This window comes from Streptomyces sp. NBC_01465, assembly GCF_036227325.1.
In the GTDB taxonomy this organism is placed as follows: domain Bacteria; phylum Actinomycetota; class Actinomycetes; order Streptomycetales; family Streptomycetaceae; genus Streptomyces.
Genome location: NZ_CP109467.1, coordinates 7,341,781 through 7,355,567, shown reverse-complemented (window position 1 = coordinate 7,355,567; position 13,787 = coordinate 7,341,781). Strand labels below are relative to the sequence as shown.

Annotated in this window: 9 protein-coding genes; 5 read left to right on the top strand and 4 right to left on the bottom strand. The window is 70.4% G+C overall.

Translation table 11 applies throughout. The features are described from left to right. Positions 1 to 101: 101 nt before the first annotated feature. Positions 102 to 1,832 carry an IlvD/Edd family dehydratase gene (locus OG707_RS34365; RefSeq protein ID WP_329125385.1) on the top strand — a complete coding sequence of 577 codons (1,731 nt, stop codon included), beginning with the start codon at positions 102 to 104 and terminating at the stop codon, positions 1,830 to 1,832. Between the two features lie 2 nt (positions 1,833 to 1,834). After that, positions 1,835 to 2,737, top strand: coding sequence for a dihydrodipicolinate synthase family protein (locus OG707_RS34360; protein ID WP_329125383.1), 903 nt, complete (start codon positions 1,835 to 1,837; stop codon positions 2,735 to 2,737). On the opposite strand, the gene OG707_RS34355 is transcribed toward OG707_RS34360, so the two are convergent. Beyond that, positions 2,724 to 6,134 (bottom strand): GH116 family glycosyl-hydrolase, encoded by a 3,411-nt coding sequence (locus OG707_RS34355; RefSeq protein ID WP_329125382.1) that lies wholly within the window; start codon positions 6,132 to 6,134, stop codon positions 2,724 to 2,726. The genes OG707_RS34360 and OG707_RS34355 overlap by 14 nt on opposite strands. 176 nt (positions 6,135 to 6,310) lie before the next feature. Here OG707_RS34355 and OG707_RS34350 point away from each other — a divergent pair, with 176 nt between their 5' ends. The 3 genes from OG707_RS34350 to OG707_RS34340 all read left to right on the top strand — a co-directional run bounded on the left by OG707_RS34350 (position 6,311) and on the right by OG707_RS34340 (position 10,143). Beyond that, positions 6,311 to 6,877 carry a GNAT family N-acetyltransferase gene (locus OG707_RS34350; protein ID WP_329125379.1) on the top strand — a complete coding sequence of 189 codons (567 nt, stop codon included), beginning with the start codon at positions 6,311 to 6,313 and terminating at the stop codon, positions 6,875 to 6,877. Positions 6,878 to 6,987: 110 nt separating this feature from the next. Then, positions 6,988 to 9,045 (top strand): phosphocholine-specific phospholipase C, encoded by a 2,058-nt coding sequence (locus OG707_RS34345; protein WP_329125377.1) that lies wholly within the window; start codon positions 6,988 to 6,990, stop codon positions 9,043 to 9,045. Between the two features lie 141 nt (positions 9,046 to 9,186). Next, positions 9,187 to 10,143, top strand: coding sequence for a cation diffusion facilitator family transporter (locus OG707_RS34340; protein ID WP_329125375.1), 957 nt, complete (start codon positions 9,187 to 9,189; stop codon positions 10,141 to 10,143). A gap of 9 nt (positions 10,144 to 10,152) precedes the next feature. On the opposite strand, the gene OG707_RS34335 is transcribed toward OG707_RS34340, so the two are convergent. The 3 genes from OG707_RS34335 to OG707_RS34325 form a co-directional block, all read right to left on the bottom strand. Next, positions 10,153 to 10,797, bottom strand: coding sequence for a dihydrofolate reductase family protein (locus OG707_RS34335; protein ID WP_329125373.1), 645 nt, complete (start codon positions 10,795 to 10,797; stop codon positions 10,153 to 10,155). A gap of 108 nt (positions 10,798 to 10,905) precedes the next feature. Beyond that, positions 10,906 to 12,717 (bottom strand): vWA domain-containing protein, encoded by a 1,812-nt coding sequence (locus OG707_RS34330; protein WP_329125371.1) that lies wholly within the window; start codon positions 12,715 to 12,717, stop codon positions 10,906 to 10,908. After that, complete coding sequence (locus OG707_RS34325) at positions 12,714 to 13,775, bottom strand: ATP-binding protein (RefSeq protein WP_329125369.1); 1,062 nt, start codon at positions 13,773 to 13,775, stop codon at positions 12,714 to 12,716. The genes OG707_RS34330 and OG707_RS34325 overlap by 4 nt, the downstream gene beginning before the upstream one ends. Between the last annotated feature and the right edge of the window lie 12 nt (positions 13,776 to 13,787).

Sequence of the window (13,787 nt, the reverse complement as noted above, 5' to 3'; positions counted from 1 at the left end):
GGAATCTATGCATGCCACGTACTTAACAGATAAGCAGCTACCCGACGAGAGATCTCTCCAAAGTTGTGACCGCTATGCAGCCTAGCTGCTAAGTTGCCGAGGTGGACATCGACAAGAATCTGCGCAGCCGCGAGTGGTTCGGCGGGGACATCAAGAACGGGTTCATAGCCCGGCACCATCTGCGGGCCACCGGCCTCGGTTCCTGGGCGTTCGACGGGCAGCCGGTCGTCGGCATCTGCCAGTCCGCGTCCGATCTCACGCCCTGCAACCGGCACTTGACGGGTCTGGCGGACGCGGTCAGGCGCGGCATCCTGCGGGCGGGCGGACTGCCCCTGGAATTCCCGGTGTTCTCGCCGGGCGAGCCCTTTCTGCGGCCGTCCTCGATGATGTACCGCAATCTGATGGCGATCGACGTCGAGGAGGCGCTGCGCGCCAACCCCCTGGACGCCGCCGTGCTCCTGACGGGCTGTGACAAGACCACCCCGGCGGCGATCATGGGCGCGGCGAGCGCCGATCTTCCCTCGATCGTGCTGACGGGCGGGCCGATGCTCAACGGCCGCTTCAAGGGCACGGCGGTCGGCTCGGGGACCGACATCTGGCGGATGAGCGAGGAGTTGCGGGCCGGGCGGATCGGCGAGCGGGAGTTCACCGACTTCGAGTCCTGCCTCAACCGCTCGGCCGGGCACTGCATGACCATGGGCACCGCCTCCACCATGGCCTGTCTCGCGGAGGCGCTCGGCATGATGCTGCCGGGCGGCGCGGCCCTGCCCGCCGTCGACGCGCGACGCACCGTACTGGCCGAGGAGACCGGTGCGCGGGCCGTCGAGCTGGCCCGCGAGGGGCTCACGCCGGGGCGGATCCTGACCCGGGAGGCCTTCGAGAACGCCATCGTCGTCAATGCGGCGATCGGCGGCTCCACCAATGCCGTGCTGCATCTGCTGGCCATCGCGGGCCGGGCCGAAGTACCCCTGGAACTGGACGACTTCGACCGCATCGCACGCCGCGTTCCGCTGCTGGTCGACCTGATGCCCAGCGGCCGCTTCCTGATGGAGGAGTTCGCGTACGCGGGCGGGGTGCCCGCACTGGTCACCCGGATCCGCGAACTGCTGCATCCGACGCCGCTCACCGTCACCGGGCGCCCGCTGACCGTGGAGTGCAAGGACGCCGAGGTGTACGACGCGGCCGTGATCCGTACGGTGGACGACCCCGTGCAGGCCGCGGGCAGCGGAATCGCCGTGCTGCGCGGCACCCTCGCGCCCGGCGGGGCGGTCGTCAAACAGTCCGCCGCGGCAGAGGAGTTGCTGGTCCACGAGGGGCCCGCGCTGGTCTTCGACTCGCTGGAGGAGTACACGGCCGCGGCGGACGACCCGGAGCTCGAGGTCACCGCCGACACCGTCCTGGTCGTACGGGGCATGGGCCCGCGCGGCTATCCGGGGATGCCGGAGGCGGGCAATCTCCCGCTCCCCCGCAGGCTTCTGGAGGCCGGGGTCACCGACATGGTGCGGATCAGCGATGCGCGGATGAGCGGGACGGCGTACGGGACCTGCATCCTGCACGTGGCCCCGGAGTCGGCCGTCGGCGGGCCGCTCGCGCTGGTGCGGACCGGCGACCGGATCCTCCTCGACGTCCCCGCGCGCCGGCTCGATCTGCTGGTCGGGCCGGAGGTGCTGGAGGCCCGGCGGGCGCAATGGACCGCTCCGCCGCCGCCGAAGGGCGCGGGGCGCGGATTCACCCGGCTCCATGTCGAGCATGTGCTCCAGGCGGACCGGGGGTGCGACCTGGACTTCCTGGTCGGGTCCAGCGGCAGCGACGTACCGCGAAAGGCGTTCTGACCATGACGATCGGCGGAGTGAGCCCCGTACTCGAAGTGCCCTTCCTGGACGACGGATCGCTCGATCTGCCCGGCTTCGACCGGGTGGTGGAGGCGGTGCTCGCCACGGGTGTCGGTTCGGTGATGTTTCCCGGGTACGCCTCGGAGTTCCACAAACTCACCGGCGCGGAGCGGGAGTTGCTGACCGACCGGCTGCTCGGCGCGACCGCGGGGGTGGCGGGGTTCACCGCCGTCGTCTCGGTGCCCGACCATGCCACCGTGGTGGCGGTGGAGGTGGCCCGGCGGGCCGCGGAACGAGGCGCGGGCGCCCTCAATCTGCTGCCGCCGTACCTCCTCGGCCCCTCCCGCGATGCGGTGCTGGCCCATCTCGGTGCCGTACTGGACGCGGTGGCTCCGCTGCCGGTCGTCCTGCAGTACGCGCCCGCGCAGACGGGGACGAGCCTGGACGCGGCCGCGATCCACGCACTGGCCGGGCGCCACCCCAACCTCGGCTACGTGAAGGTGGAGTCGGCGCCGCCGGGCCGGCTCATCAGCGCGCTGGAGCTCCCCGCGCTGGTCGGCTACGCAGGGCTGCAGTTGCCCGACGCGCTCCGGCGCGGTGCGGCCGGAGTCCAGCCGGGATGCTCGTTCACCGAGCTGTACCAGGAGATCTGGCGGGCATGGCACGAGGACGACCGGCCGGCCGCCCTCGCCCTGCACTCCGCGCTGCTGCCGTACCTCTCGTACTGGATGCAGCACGTGGAGCTGATCGTGGCCGCGGAGAAGGCGATCTCGGTGCGCCGCGGCTGGTTCGCCTCGGCGCACTGCAGGGCGCCCGGCTGGACGCTGGACGCCGCCGAACTCGCCATGGTGGACCGCTTCATGGACGAGTTCGGCGGACGCCTGCCCCCGCTCAGCCGAGCGTGACGGTCAGCTTCTCCCCCTTCGCGAAGGTGTGTGCCGCAGCGAGCGTGACGGTGACCGTGTCGCCGTCACGCTTCAACTGCGCGCCCTGGAGGGGGCCCTTGCTGCCGACACCCTTGAGTGTGAGCGTGCCCTTGACCTCGGGCACCTTGAGGGTGAGGGTGCGCACGTCAAGGCTGCCGTGCCTGACCTGGAGGGTGTCGGTCTGCTTGCCGCCGGTGCGCTTCTGGGTGAAGGTGCCCCAGGCGTCGCCGGTGGAGAAGAATGACTTGTGGTTCTCGGGCTGCCAGGTCGGGTTGAAGGCCATGGCCCCCTCCGGCGCGTTCCAACTGAAGCCCTGGAGCGCGGTGAGCAGCGAGTACGAGGAGAGGGTGCGCCCGTAGTACTTGCCGCACTCGTCGTCCCCGAAGGGGCTGCCGGTGCCGTCGCCTGTGGAGCAGGTGCTCATGTTGATGTACGGGCCCTTGCGCGCCACGCCGTTGTAGCGGTCGGAGACCGCCTTGACGACCTTGAGGCCCTCGTCGACCTGACCGCGCTGGAGCATCAGGGAGGCCGCCGAGTACTCGAAGCCCGACATCAACTCATCGTAGTAGAGCGGGGTGTTGGAGGGCTGGTCGTGGTGCGGCCAGGTCGTCATCTGCAGTCCGCCGTCGGTTTCAAGGGCGTACTGGCGGAACTGGTGGGCGTAGTTGTACCCGGAGTAGGGGGTGTCGCCCAGGAGGTTGTCCCGGTAGTTGTCGGTGAAGAGGTTCTTCGCCGCGGTGTTCATGTGCGCGGTGTCGTAGATGTCGCCGAGGCCGAGCTGGGTCGACCACCACTGGCCGAGCAGCATGTCGATCTCGGAGCCGTTGCCGTAGGAGGCGCCGGTGCCGTTGTTGATCTCCGTGTAGTACTCGCCGTTGAAGTAGTCCTTCTCGCCGGTGACCCGGCCCTTCTCGTAGATCGAGGAGTAGAGGGCGGCGGTCGCGGTGTCGCCCTCGGCCTCCGCCATCTTCTGGGAGGCGTGGACCGAGGCGAGGTACAGGGAGCCGAGCCAGGAGCCGTTGCCGGTCTCGCCGCCGTCCAGGGTGGTGTTGAAGGAGCCGGTGAGGATGCCGTCGTGGTCCTGGTCGCCGAGGTTCACCACGTAGTCCATGGCGCGTTTGACCGTGGGCCAGTTGGCGTCCAGCCAGGCCTTGTCGGTCGTCTCGTAGGTGCGGTACGCGGAGAGGATCACGCCGGTCTGGCCGTCCATGGTGAAGCTGCTGTCGCCGCTGAAGCGCATCGGGATCTTGCCCGCGGTGTCGGTGTTGTCGAGCCACTGCTGGGTCCAGCGCCGGCCGACCTCCGGCCAGAGCCAGGCCTGTGCCTGGGCGTAGTGGAAGACATGGGTGGGCATGCCCGGGCAGCAGCCCCAGCCTTCGCGGGCGCCGAAGAAGCCGTTCCTGGCCCACCAGACGGAGGGTGAGTGGAGGACGGCGGTGGCGGCGGAGACCCGGTCGATCAGATACCGGGGCATGTTCGTGTTGTAGAGGGAGTCGTGGTAGGCGGTGGTGTCGCCCAGCAGTTGGTCGTAGTGGGCGGTGACGTAGTCCGCGACGTCGTCCGCGCCGGTCCACCAGTTCTCGTACTGGCGGCCGTCGCCCCCGTTGGGGTTCTTGGCGCCGGGGAAGTGCCAGTTGAGGTTGACCGGGACGGTCCTGGACGCGCCCGGTGCGAGGGTGACCTTGACGGACAGCGCCCCGTCGACGGTGGTCTGCGCGGCCGGGCTGTCCGCGGTGGCGGGGCCGGACAGTTCGCCGTCGGCGGCGAGGTCGTCCTTGAGCGTGCTCAGGGTGTCCCAGGAGGAGCTGGCCGAGATGTCGTCGCCGTACGCCGTGAGGTTCATGGTGCCGGCGCCGGTGGCACCCGACATCCGCAGGCTCGTGGCGGGCTTCGCCCCGGTGGTGGAGGCGACTTCGGTGTGGTTGCCGCCGTACCCGGCGACCACCCGGTCGTCGGCGCCGCCGATGGTGTCGTAGCCGCTGAAGCCGACCGCGTTCTGCTGCGAGGCGAGCAGGGAGACGGTGACCGGCTTGTCCGACGGGTTCTTCAGGGTGAAGCGGTACATCGCGGTGGGGATCGCGGAGTCCTTGGTGTCTCCGGGGATCATCGGGTTGAGGACGTTCTCGGAGACCTGGACGGGGAGCTGGTCGTCCTGGAAGGCGTAGTCGGCGAGCGGGTACTCGCCCTGGAACTTCAGCGACTTCATCGCCGGGAACGCGCCGACGCCGGTGGTCTGCAGCGCACGGACGACGGGCTGCCCGCCGTCCTGCTGGGCCCGTACGGCGAAGAAACTGTTGGGCACCTTGCCCTTGGTGTAGGTGTCGGGGGTGTTCTGCCAGCCACCGGAGGCGAGCTGCCCGATGTTGTTGAAGATCCACCAGGTGGGGCGGGCGCCGGTGCCGTCCTGCACGATGCCGGCGGAACCGAGCGGGCCGACCGCGAAGCGGGTGTCGCTGAGCGTGTCGCCCTCGTAGGTGACGGGTGAGCCCTTCGCCCGCAGATCGGTGTAGGGGCGGGCGAGGGTGGTGACGGGCTCGGACTCGGCGCCGCCCGCGTCGACGGCGGCGATCCGGTAGAAGTACGTACCGGTGGCGCCCGCGGTGCTGTCGCTGTACGTGGCCGAGGTGGCCGTGCCCAGCCGGGTATAGCCCGAACTCTGCTGCGTGGAGCGGTAGACGGCGTAACCGGTGACCGTCGGGTCGGGGGCGGCGGTCCAGGTCAGGTGCACGGCCGTCTTCGTACGGTCCACCCGGGGCGCGGTGGCCGCAGGGGGAACATTGGCGCGGATGTCGTCGAGGGTGACGTGGCCCCAGCTGCCGGTGGAGTGGTCGACGACCTTCAGTACGACCTGTCGGCCGACGGCGGAGGTGCCGTCGAGCGTGCGGTACTGCATGACCTCGGAGTTGGCGCCGTGCGCCTGGGCGATCTCGTGTCCGCAGCCGTCCGCCGCGGCTGCGTCGTACGCGCACAGCGCCACATAGGTCGTGGCCGACGAGCCGCCGCCGACCAGCATGGTCACGGTGGGCCGGGTGAGGGTGAAGGCGGGCGAGACGACGGTGCCCCGGTAGCCGTCGCTGGGGGTCTGGGTGGGGGTCTCCAGGGTGGAGAGGTGCCAGTTGCCTTCGCGGAGGTAGGGCGTCGCGCTGTTGTGGAACTGGGCCCTGTCGGTGACGAGTTGCCCGAACGACCCTTCGGTGATGCGCCAGCCGTCGGGCAGTGCGCCCGATTCGAAGCCCTGCGTGAACGCCGTGTCCTCCGCCGTGTCTTCCGCCGCGCCTGCGGGCGCGGCACCGGCGCCGGTGAGGGCTCCGGTGACGATCAGCCCGGTCAGCGCGGCTGCCGCTGCCGCACGGCGCGGCCGCGTACGTCGTGTCACGGTCTCCACCTCTCTCGGATTCATCGGGTGACTAGGTTCCGAGAGACGGGTATAGCGACGTCTGGTCTGCCTGTACAGAGCCTTAGCAACGTAGCTGCCAAGTTGACGCAAGTGTGACATCCGACGTCTCAGCGTCAACTGTCGGCGGCGGGCGCCCGTTCGGGCAGGATGCCCCCATGGATCAGCCGCTCGAAGTGCCCGTGCTCGCCGCCTCCGGACATGTGCTCCGGCCCTGGGCTCTCTCCGATCTCGATCTCGTACGGGAGGCATCGGCGGACCCGTACATCCCGCTGGTCACCACGGTCCCCACGCCGTACTCCGACGAGGAGGGCGTGGCCTTCGTGCACCGGCAGTGGGCGCGGGCGGCCACCCGCAGCGGGTACCCGTTCGTCGTCGCCGGGGACGACGGGCGCGCGGTGGGAACGGTGGGGCTGTGGCTGCGCGATCTCGAACAGGGCAGGGCGTCCCTCGGGTACTGGACCGTGCCGTCCGCGCGCGGCCGCGGAGCCGCATCCGCCGCGCTCGGGGCGGTCGCCGCCTGGGCGCTGGACGAGCTGCGGATCCCCCGCCTCGAACTGCACGTGGAGCCGTGGAACACGGGGTCGCTGCGTACCGCCGAGCGGGCCGGCTTCCGGCGCGAGGGGCTGCTGCGGAGCTGGCAGGAGATCGGCGGCGAGCGGCGGGACATGGTCGTCCACTCGATGCTGCGAACCGACTCGCGCCGAGGGTACGGCTGTTCGTGATGCATACCCCGCCCCGTAATACAGCTGACACGCCCTCTTCCTTTCCACTCGGTGCTCTTGGAACACTCCGCTAGGCCCTGTTCCCCACACACCCCAAGAGGCCCCCACACATGTCAGAGCTGAATCGGCGCCGCTTCCTCCAGATCGCGGGCGCGACCGCGGGCTTCACCGCACTCTCCGGTTCCATCGACCGTGCCGCCGCCATCCCCGCCACGCGGACGACCGGCTCCATCAAGGACGTCGAGCACATCGTCGTGCTGATGCAGGAGAACCGTTCCTTCGACCACTACTTCGGTGCGATGAAGGGGGTACGCGGCTTCGGAGACCCGCGGCCCGTCACGCTGCCCAGCGGCAAGCCGGTCTGGAACCAGCCGAACGGGACCAAGGACGTCCTGCCGTACCACCCCGACGCCGACGACCTCGGCATGCAGTTCATCGCGGGGCTCGACCACGACTGGGCCGGCGGTCACAGCGCCTTCAACAAGGGCGCGTACAACAACTGGATACCCGCCAAGGGCACGGGCACGATGGCCCATCTGACGCGTGAGGACATTCCCTTCCACTACGCGCTCGCCGACAAATTCACCGTCTGCGACGACTACCACTGCTCGTTCATCGGCGCCACCGACCCCAACCGCTACTACATGTGGACCGGGTGGGTCGGCAACGACGGCAAGAACGGCGGCCCCGTCCTCGGCAACCAGGAGGCGGGCTACGACTGGACGACGTACCCCGAGCGCCTGCAGCAGGCCGGGATCTCCTGGAAGATCTACCAGGACATCGGCGACGGTCTGGACGCGGCCGGGTCCTGGGGCTGGATCGACGACGCGTACCGCGGGAACTACGGCGACAACTCGCTGCTCTACTTCAACAAGTACCGCAACGCCAAGCCCGGCGACCCGCTCTACGACAAGGCCCGCACCGGCACCAACGCCAAGGCGGGCGACGGCTACTTCGACCTCCTCAAGGCCGATGTGAAGGCCGGGAAGCTCCCGCAGATCTCCTGGATCGCCGCCCCCGAGGCCTTCTCCGAGCACCCCAACTGGCCCGCCAACTACGGTGCCTGGTACGTCTCCCAGGTCCTCGACGCGCTCACCTCCAACCCGGACGTGTGGAGCAAGACGGCGCTGTTCATCACCTACGACGAGAACGACGGCTACTTCGACCACGCCGTCCCGCCGTACGCGCCCGCCTCCGCCGCCCAGGGCCTCTCCACCGTCGACACGACGCTCGACTACTTCCCGGGCAACCTGAGCTACGCCGCAGGACCCTACGGCCTCGGCCAGCGCGTGCCGATGCTCGTCGTCTCCCCCTGGTCCACCGGCGGTTACGTCTGCTCGGAGACCTTCGACCACACCTCGATCATCCGCTTCATGGAGAAGCGCTTCGGCGTCGGCGAGCCCAACATCTCGCCCTGGCGCCGCGCGATCTGCGGCGACCTGACCTCGGCCTTCGACTTCAGCCGGCAGAACACCACACCCGCGACCCTGCCCGACACCGACGGCTACGAGCCGCCGGACAAGGTGCGCCACCCCAGCTACGTACCGAAGCCGCCGGCCAACCCGGCCCTGCCCAAGCAGGAGCCCGGCTCCCGCCCCTCGCGCCCCCTGCGCTACGCACCCCTGGTGGACGGCGCGGCGACCCCGTCGACCGGCCGCTACACGCTCACCTTCAGCGGCGGAACCACGGCAGGCGCGCACTTCTACGTCACCTCGGCCAACCGCACGGACGGCCCGTGGACGTACACCGCCGAGGCCGGCAAGACGATCTCGGACACCTGGAACGCTGCCTACTCCAAGGGCAGCTACGACCTCACCGCGCACGGCCCCAACGGCTTCCTGCGCACCTTCAAGGGCCCCGGATCCACCGCGGGCCCCGAGGTCACCGCCCGCCATGTCGCCGCGACCGGCAACATCGACCTGACCCTGACGAACGCGGGCACCGCCACCGTCAACCTCAAGATCACCAACGCCTACGGGGGTGCGTCGCAGACCGTCGCGGTGGCCCCGGGCGCCAAGGTCGTCCGTACGGTGAACCTGGGCACCACCAAGCGCTGGTACGACCTGACCGTCGTCTCCGACAAGGACACCGGCTTCCTGCGCCGCCTCGCCGGCCACGTGGAGAACGGACAGCCCGGCGTCAGCGACCCGGCGATCATCACCAGCTGACCTCTCGAAAGAACCGCAGGTCAAAGCCCTGTTACTGGTGTTGACAACGGTCACCAGTGCAGCCTTTGCCGATCGTCGTCCGGTGCGCTTCACTTCGGTTGCCGGGGTGTGCCGGAGCAGACGACCGACGGGGGCAGAGCGATGACCGAAGAGCACGGCCACGACCACGGCGGCCACTCCCATGGAGTGGCCGCCGACGCGGACCGCCGCTGGCTGGCGATCGCGCTCGCGCTCATCACCGGGTTCATGGCCGTCGAGGTGGTCGTCGGCATCCTGGCGAGCTCCCTCGCGCTGATCTCCGACGCGGCGCACATGCTCACCGACGCCGCCTCGATCGTGCTGGCGCTGATCGCGATGCGGCTGGCCGCCCGGCCGGCGCGCGGCGGATTCACGTACGGTCTCAAGCGCGCCGAGATCCTCTCCGCGCAGGCCAACGGTCTGACCCTGCTGCTCCTCGCGGCCTGGCTCGGCTACGAGGCGGTCCGCCGGATCATCGACCCGCCGCAGGTGGCGGGCGGACTCGTGCTGGTCACCGCGCTCGCCGGGATCGTCGTCAATGTGGCGGCCGCCTGGTGTCTGTCGAAGGCCAACCGCACCTCGCTCAATGTCGAGGGGGCCTACCAGCACATCCTCAACGACCTGTTCGCCTTCATCGGCACCGCCGTCGCCGGGCTCGTCGTGGTGCTCACCGGCTTCGTCCGCGCGGACGCCATCGCCACTCTCGCCGTCGTCGTGCTGATGGTCAGGGCGGGCTACGGCCTGGTCCGCGACTCCGGCCGCATCTTCCTGGAGGCGGCCCCCGCCGACCTGGACCCCGACGCCATCGGCGACCGGATCGTCAGCAACCCCTCGGTCACCGAGGTCCACGACCTCCATGTCTGGGCGATCACCTCGGGCCAGCCCGCGCTCTCGGCACACGTCCTGGTCGACCCGGACGGCGACTGCCACGCGGTGCGCCGCGACCTGGAGAAGGTCCTCAGCCACGACTACGGGATCGACCACACCACCCTCCAGGTCGACCACACGGCAGAACCGGCCCTGGCCCACTGCGGCGACCCGCACGGCCCCGTCCACCGGGACGCACCGCACGAACACTAGGACCTCGCGTCACTTTCGCCAGAACAGGTGGTGCTTCACCCCGCTCGGGCTGGGCACGACCTCGAGCTGGAACCGGTCGAGCAGTTCGTCGGGGGACTCCCAGAGCCGTAGTCCGGGCCCCATCGTCACCGGTGAGACCGCCACGTGCAGGGTGTCCACGAGGTCGGCGTCGAGGAACTGCCGGATCGTGGTGACGCCGCCGCCGAGCCGGACGTCCTGGCCCTGCGCCGCTTCCCGCGCCCGTTGAAGGACCGTGGCCGGGTCGCCGGCGACGAAGTGGAACGTGGTGTCGGCGAGCGTGAACGACGGACGCTCATGGTGGGTCATGACGAACACCGGCGTACGGAACGGCGGCTCCTCGCCCCACCAGCCGCGCCACTCGTGGTCCTGCCAGGGCCCGCGCTGGGGTCCGAACTTGTTGCGGCCCATGATCTCGGCGCCGATGTTGCGCGCGAAGTCCCGCGTGAAGTAGTCGTCGAGCCCCCGGGTCCCTCCGCCGTCCGTGCGCATGGGCCAGCTCGCGGTGGCTCCGGCCCAGGCCATCAGCTTCTCGGGACTGAGGTCGCCGAACGGCCTCTCAAGAGTCTGGTGCTCGCCGGCAGCGACTCCGTCACTCGAGACGCCGAAGTTCATGACTCTCAGCAGTTGCTCCATGTGTTCCCTCACCGGATTCTGTAGCGCTGTGCGGCAGGGCGCCGCTCACCAGGGCGTCGAACGAAACACTGCCGGATCGACACCGGCACGCAACTTCTTCGCCACGCGCTACCGCATCCGGAAGACCGGCCCCCGCGCGGTGAACGGCAGCGAGGCACCCTCCGGCACCAGATACGCGTGTTCACGGCGGATCCGCAGCACGTCGCACCAGCCGTCGGTGATCACGAGCACCGGTGCCCCGGGCGGAAAGTCGTCGGCGCGCTGCAGCAGGTCGATCCCCGGCTGCAGTACGGTGCCGCCCCGGCCCCGCACCCGTACCCGCCCGGCGATCTCGGTGGGCGGCAGGAACCCCGCGTCGTGCGCCTCCGCGTCGCAGAAGACGACGCGGGCGGCGGGGACGTCCCGGGCCTCCGCGTACGAGGCGATCGCCCCCAGCGCCTTGCCGAGCAGGACGCGGCTCATCGAGCCCGAGGTGTCCAGGACCACGCCGAAGGTGCAGCGGGCGATCTCCTCCGGCGGGAAGTAGTGGCCCGCCCTGGGGATGTCGGGGGTGGCCGCCTGCCGGCGCGAGGGGCGCGCGAAGCTGCGTACGGGCTCCGGTCGCGGCACGAACTCGTCGAACCAGCGCGCCAGTCGGGCGTCCCACGGCACCGGCGGGTGGGCGAGCGCCCTGATCTCCTCGATGAGCCCGGCGGGCAGCAGTCCGCGGTCGCCGGTGGTGTGCAGGTCGAAGCCCTGGACCAGGCCGCGGCGGTAGAACTCGTCCAGGTCGACGGAGCGGCCCGTCCCGTGGGCGAGGGGTTCGCCGAGGATGTCGCCCACCCCCTTGCCGCGCAGGGTGGCGAGCCGGCGGTGGCGGCGCAGGTCGGTGACGATCCGGTCGTAGACCTCCTCTGCGGACAGGTCCTTCAACTCGGCGTCGTACAGCAGCCCTTCGGGCATCTCGCCGACGCCCATCTCCCGCAGCCAGCTGTTGACGACATAGTCCGCGGCCACATTGAAGAGGTACGGGTCGCGGCCGCCGCAGCGCTCGCCGTGCCGCAGGGCGGCGTGCAGCATCTCGTGGCCGAGGACGAAGCGCCACTCCTCGTCGGTGTACGGGCAGAGCGGGTTGAGGTAGATCTCCCCGGCGGCGGCGTTGACGGCGGCGACGGAAATGCCCTGCGCGCGGGCGAGTTCGGCGTCGGCGACCAGCGTCATCCCGGCCGCGATCCCGCCGAGCAGCGGGTACGAGGAGACGAACCAGCTCAGCGCCCGGTCCCAGGGCCGCAGCCGTACGCGCTCACCGGTGAGCGTGGAGCGGCGGCCGCCCGCGACGTCCATCGCGGCGGACATGGTGGAGGTGAGGGCGTGCGCGAAGGCGAGCTGCCAGTCGGTGGGCCGGCTGCCCTGCCAGGACCGCCAGGGCACGAGGTACTGGTCGGGACTGCCGCCCGCCGTACCGCAGTTGTCGTACTCAGCGGGAATCCCGTCGCGCCGCCAGCGCGCAGCGAGCTGCTCCTCGTCGCCGCCGGGGTAGCCCGCCGGCAGCTCGTCGGGCACCTGCCCGACCGGGAAGGTCAGCAGGAAGCGGTTGACCACGACGCAGCGCGCGGCCCGGTCGAACCGGTCGGGCTGGACGCGGTCGCCCGCCACGGCCGGGACGTGCCCGAAGCCGAGGTGGAGCAGGCTGTGCGCCAACGCCCAAGCCCAGTCGGCGGGTTCGGCCCGGCGGGTGGGGTGGGCGTGGATCGTGCCGTCGGAGTCGACGGCCGTGAGGCCGTGCTGCGGCGCCGCCTTGCAGGTCTTGCTGCGGCAGATGTCCGCGTTCAGCGCGCCGAGCGCCGGGTTGCGCTTGACCTGCGCGAGCCCTGCGGCGAAGGCCTCGGTGGCCGGATCGGGCTTGTCCTGCGCGGCGGCCTTGCGCGTACGGCTGCTCACCGCCGGGCCTCGACGAGCCGCGGCATGTCGCGCGCGGCCTCGACGAGGAACCAGGCGGGCAGCACGGGCTGTCCGTCCGCCCCGTCGGCAATGACGGTCTGGGCGACCTCGACGGAGATCTCGGCGAGCTGCACCAGCAGGGACTTGGCGCGGTAGGCGGTCTGCCGTACGGACGGAGAGACGTGCTCCTTGCGCGCCGGGAGCTCCTTGACGAGGCGTCCGCGGAAGGCCTCGGCGAGGTAGTAGAGCAGGTCGCGGTCCTCGATGCGCTTGGGCCAGCTGGCGTCGCCCTTGAGGATCGCCTCGATGCCGTACGCATGGCGGACGATCTTGATGTAGCCGCAGAAGGAGACGGCGTGCGCGGGCGTCAGCGTGCCGTGCGCGATCACCTTGAGGGTGTCCTCGTCGAGGGTCGGCCCGAAGGAGTGCAGCGCGTCGGAGAGCATGTGCCAGGAGCGGGGCGTGGAGAAGGGCTCCTCGGTCTTGGGCGGCTGCGACCAGAGGTGGTCGGGCCGGTCGTCGAGGTACTCCACGATCCAGGGGTGGATGCCGTTCTCGCCCGCCCAGACCAGCCAGTCCCCGGCGGAGGCGCGGAGATGGACGTGGGTGAGGCGGTTGACGAGGGCGGAGGCGATGGGGCGGGCGAGGGCGTTGTCGGTGGCGCGGTTGCCCGCGCCGATGACGATCGAGCCTTCGGGGAGCTCGTAGGAGCCGATGCGCCGGTCGAGGATCAGCGAGTAGAAGGCCTTCTGGACGTCGGGCGTCGCGGCGTTGAGCTCGTCGAGGAAGAGGCAGTACGGCTCGTCTCGCGCGATGGCCTCGGGCGGGCAGAAGACGGAGCGTCCGTCGCGGATCTGGGGCACGCCGATGAGGTCCTCGGGGGCGAGCTGCGTACCGAGCAGGCTGACGCACTCCAGGCCGAGCGAGTCGGCGAACTTCCGTACCAGGGACGATTTCCCGATGCCGGGTGCGCCCCAGAGGAACACCGGCCGCACGGTCGCGAGCCCGAGCAGCAGCTCGGGTATCTGGGCGGGCGTGACGGTGACGGCGGCCTGCAAGACGTGGTGCTC

Bases quoted from the DNA above. Each gene is read 5' to 3' on its own strand.
- OG707_RS34360 (WP_329125383.1), top strand. From the start codon at position 1,835: ATGACGATCGGCGGAGTGAGCCCCGTACTCGAAGTGCCCTTCCTGGAC.
- OG707_RS34350 (WP_329125379.1), top strand. From the start codon at position 6,311: ATGGATCAGCCGCTCGAAGTGCCCGTGCTCGCCGCCTCCGGACATGTG.
- OG707_RS34340 (WP_329125375.1), top strand. From the start codon at position 9,187: ATGACCGAAGAGCACGGCCACGACCACGGCGGCCACTCCCATGGAGTG.
- OG707_RS34345 (WP_329125377.1), top strand. From the start codon at position 6,988: ATGTCAGAGCTGAATCGGCGCCGCTTCCTCCAGATCGCGGGCGCGACC.
- OG707_RS34335 (WP_329125373.1), bottom strand. From the start codon at position 10,797: ATGGAGCAACTGCTGAGAGTCATGAACTTCGGCGTCTCGAGTGACGGA.